We start from the raw sequence: 4,371 nt of genomic DNA on the forward strand, positions 1-4,371 counted from the left end.
CGCTCGTGACCAACGGCTCCGCCGCGATCCAGCGCGCCAAGATCGAGCGCTTTGCGCTGGCGCATCGCTTCGACCACATCCAGATCGAGGGCGAGCACGGCTTTGGCAAGCCGGAGGAGCGCGCCTATCGGCACGCCATGGAGCGGCTCGGCGTCGCGGCGGCCGACACCTGGATGATCGGCGACAATCTGGAGTGGGAGGTCGAGGTGCCGCAGCGGCTGGGCATCTACGCGATCTGGATGGACAGTCATGGCGACGGCCTGCCCGAAGGATCGAGTATCCGTCCCGACCGCATCATCCGCTCGCTGACCGAGCTATTGCCGGGCGAGGAGTAGTTGATCGCCGCGCGCCATATCGCCGCATCGCCGCGGGGGGCGCCGTCGCGCCTAATACGGTTGGGCACCGTGCACGCGGCGTGCTAGGGATCTCCGCTCAGGCAGCATGGAGGAGTTGGAATGAGTATCGTGAACCGACGAGGCACTGTTGCCGTCGCCGCGGTGCTGGCAATTGGGTTGATGACGCCCATCGGTGCGCAGGCGCAGGATGGCCGGATTGCGGCAGGCGTGACGGTCGGCGCGTTTCATTGGGGTCCCTCTCCTCCTTTCTACCCTTATTACCACTACGGCTATTACGGCGTTCCCGTCGGGTGGTCCGGTCCATTTTGGGGGCCTGCTCCGGTCGCGGGACCTTACGAGGACGGCTGTCACCTCGAGTCCGTTCGCACCGGCCACCATTGGCGCCGTGTGCGCGTCTGCGACTGAACGCAGGCGTCAGGTTAGCCCGCCCTCACACTCCTGATTGTTGCTTGCGCATGATCTCCGCGCACACGCGATGCGTTTGCGCAGCGCTGGATGATCGCGATGCGTTTTGCCACCGCGAGCCTCCGGACAGGTGCTTGTTGTCGTGGCCTTGACCCGACCATCGCCGTGATCGACGGCAAGGCCGCTCGCGCCGAAGTCTGTGAACCGCACCACAGACAACAATCCTCGATTGTGCTACGCTGGTCGTGATCTGGAAACTCCTTAAGTTTCGCCATGGCAGACATCAGCGCCCCGCTTCAAGTGCCCGACCAGAAGGTCCAGAGCCGCGCCGCGGCTCCGTCAGGCGGCACCGAGTGGACCAGAGCCGGCGCCTTCTTCGACCGCCTCAACCGCATCCTGTCCTACGCTAGGGGATTGCCGGTCATCACGCTGATCGGCAGCCTGCTGGTCGGTTATTTCCAGTACCTGTCCGCCTATCAGGAAAAGGTCAGCGCCCAGGCCAAGGAGGACATGAGCGCGGCGACCAGCACCTTCTCGAGCATCGCCGACGCTTTTTCCGAGGCGCAGATGCTGCAGCAGATCCTCTACTTCGACTACACCGCGGCGCTCGCCATCGATGCCGACGGCGATGCACAGGCGATCCAGACCAAGAACGCGCAGGCGAGCTACGCACCTTACGAGCACGCCCGCATCGTGCTGCGGCAGAACGGCGACCTGTTCGCACGCAAGGCGGAAATCTACATCGACTGGGCCAGCGATTTTGGGCGCGACCCGGCGGACACCAAAACCCCGACCACCGATCCGCTCAACGAATCGCTGCTCGGTGTCTACAATTTCGATTGCGACGACACCGCCAACATTCCGCATTTCAACATGCTGGACGACAACGGCCACAGGCTGCCGCTGGCGCCCGATCCGCCGCCCTGCCGCTACGACAGGTCCGAGGTGATCTCCGACCCGCCGGGCAGCTATGTCAGGCTATGCGCGAGGGAGAACGGCAAGATCCTCGCCGACAAGCCCGCCCTCACGTTGCACTGGTACAGTGCCAAGCACCAGCTGCTGGCCATGCACTACTGCTTCGAGCGGCTGCACGGCCAGCTTCTGCCGGCGCGCCAGTGGGCCTCGCAAAGCTCGATGAGCCCCGAGCAGAAAGCCAAATTCATCGCCAAGGAGGCGGATACTTATAACGGCCTCACCAGCCAGGCCGTCCGGCTGGATGCCTTCATGAGCCTTGCGATGTTCCAGATGGAAAACATCCACGTCAAATACCGACCTGTGGGCTTCGTCTGTCACATTCCGTTCGTGACGCCGTTCGTCGACCTGTTCTCGAACTATTGCACGCCGGTCCGCACCGCGCCGGTGCGCCGAGCGGACGGGACGACCGAACTGCGGCAAAGCTCATGAAGCGATGCGGCGAAGCGACACTGCACCGCAGATCGGCGGGGTGATCTACATTGCAAGGCAGCAAACCGGCCGCCGATTTCATTGACTCGAACCGGTCCAGTTAAGACAGAAATCGATCCAACGGCGAACTTGTCACGATGGGAAGGCCTTCAGTGCCGGACCCACGATGCGATTCCGCTTCTGCGCGCCACACCCGTCTCGCCTGGTTCAAACTCGCAGGCTCTCGCAGCGCATTGAAAGCTGCGGGGACTGGCGGCCGGCCACCTCAACGCGGACGCAATCCCGTGCAAGGATGGAACTTTCCCGTTCGTTTCCGACTTCATTCTAGGCGATCCTCGTAGTCTTACGCATGTTGCGGGCGGGCTACATTCGCCGAAAATCAGGGCGTCGGGGCTCCGATTCGCCCAGAAAGCGGGCAGTTGCCTGTTCGTAATTCGTCCGATGCCTAGGTCGTGCATTGCGCCGATGAATGGGTCGAGTGTCCAATCAGGGTTAATGCGCTCACCCCGATTCGGAAGACTCGGCTGCGCCGCAGTTCCGGCGATCTTGTGGTGAGGCCGAACACATGCGCGGAGAGAGACATGTACAACGACTCCCTGTTTAATGCCTTCGCCCGATCCTTCGAGGCTCGGAGCCAAACCGACATGTCGATGGCGGAATATCTGGACTCGTGTCGAAACGATCCGATGAAATACGCCAATGCCGCGGAGCGACTATTGGCCGCGATCGGTGAGCCTCAGATGATCGATACGGCCAAGGACCCCCGCCTTGGCCGTATTTTTTCCAACCGCACGATCCGCACCTATCCGGCCTTCGCCGGCTTCCACGGCATGGAAGACACGATCGAGCGGATCGTCGGGTACTTCCGTCACGCCGCACAGGGGCTCGAGGAGCGCAAGCAGATCCTCTATCTGCTAGGACCGGTCGGCGGCGGCAAGTCGTCACTCGCCGAACGGCTCAAATCCTTGATGGAAGTCCATCCCATCTACGTGCTGAAGGCCGGCGACGAGATCAGCCCGGTGTTCGAAAGCCCGCTCAGCCTGTTCGATCCGGACACGCTCGGCCCGATGCTCGAGGAAAAATACGGCATCCCGCGACGTCGCCTGAGCGGGCTCATGAGCCCCTGGTGCTACAAGCGGCTCGAAGCCTTCGGCGGCGACATCTCGCAATTCCGCGTCGCCAGGATCCAGCCTTCGCGGTTGCGGCAGATCGCAATTGCGAAAACCGAACCCGGTGACGAGAACAACCAGGACATTTCCTCGCTGGTCGGCAAGGTCGACATCCGAAAGCTGGAGACATTCGCCCAGAACGATCCCGACGCCTACAGCTATTCGGGCGGCCTCAATCGCGCCAATCAGGGCATTCTCGAATTCGTCGAAATGTTCAAGGCGCCGATCAAGATGCTGCATCCGCTTTTGACCGCGACCCAGGAAGGAAATTACATCGGCACCGAAAACATCGGCGCAATTCCCTTCGGCGGCATCATTCTGGCGCATTCGAACGAGTCGGAATGGCGGAGTTTCAAGGCCAACAAGAACAACGAGGCGTTCATCGACCGCATTTGCGTCATCAAGGTTCCGTATTCGCTGCGGGTGACTGAGGAGCGGAAGATCTACGAGAAGCTGATCCAGGCCTCCGAACTCGCCTCCGCGCCCTGTGCGCCGGCGACGCTGGACACGCTGGCCCGCTTTTCGGTCATGTCGCGCCTGCGCAAGCACGAAAACTCGACGCTGTTTGCGAAAATGCGGGTCTATGACGGCGAAAGCCTGAAGGAGTCGGATCCCAAGGCCCGCAGCGTTCAGGAATACAGGGACGCGGCCGGCGTGGACGAGGGCATGGACGGCATTTCGACGCGCTTTGCCTTCAAGGTTCTTGCAGCCGCCTACAATCACGATACCGCCGAGGTCGCCGCCGACCCCGTTCACCTGATGTATGTCCTCGAGCAGGCGATCCGTCGCGAGCAGCTTCCCGACGAGGTCGAGAAGCGGTACCTCGAATTCATCAAGGCGGAACTCGCGCCGCGCTATGCGGAATTCATCGGCAACGAGATCCAGAAGTCCTATCTCGAATCGTACACCGATTACGGCCAGAACATGTTCGACCGCTATGTCGACTATGCCGACGCCTGGATCGAAGACCAGGATTTCAAGGATCCCGACACCGGTCAGCTGCTCGATCGCGAACTGCTCAATCAGGAGCTGACCAA

At 61.7% G+C, this 4,371-nt stretch carries 4 protein-coding genes; all 4 read left to right on the forward strand.

The window, feature by feature from the left end; genetic code table 11:
* Positions 1–335: HAD family hydrolase (locus tag JOZ76_RS23725; protein WP_291702463.1), on the forward strand; the 335-nt coding region annotated here is incomplete at its 5' end.
* 120 nt (positions 336–455) lie between these two features.
* Positions 456–761 carry a hypothetical protein gene (locus JOZ76_RS23730; RefSeq protein WP_291702465.1) on the forward strand — a complete coding sequence of 102 codons (306 nt, stop codon included), beginning with the start codon at positions 456–458 and terminating at the stop codon, positions 759–761.
* 273 nt (positions 762–1,034) lie between these two features.
* The gene (locus tag JOZ76_RS23735; RefSeq protein ID WP_291702468.1) at positions 1,035–2,165 is read left to right on the forward strand and encodes a hypothetical protein; all 1,131 of its coding nucleotides are present in this window, start codon (positions 1,035–1,037) and stop codon (positions 2,163–2,165) included.
* Between the two features lie 581 nt (positions 2,166–2,746).
* Positions 2,747–4,371 (forward strand): PrkA family serine protein kinase (locus tag JOZ76_RS23740; RefSeq protein WP_291702470.1); only part of this gene is annotated, 1,625 nt, incomplete at its 3' end.

This window comes from Bradyrhizobium sp. (assembly GCF_019244115.1).
Taxonomy (GTDB): Bacteria; Pseudomonadota; Alphaproteobacteria; order Rhizobiales; family Xanthobacteraceae; genus Bradyrhizobium.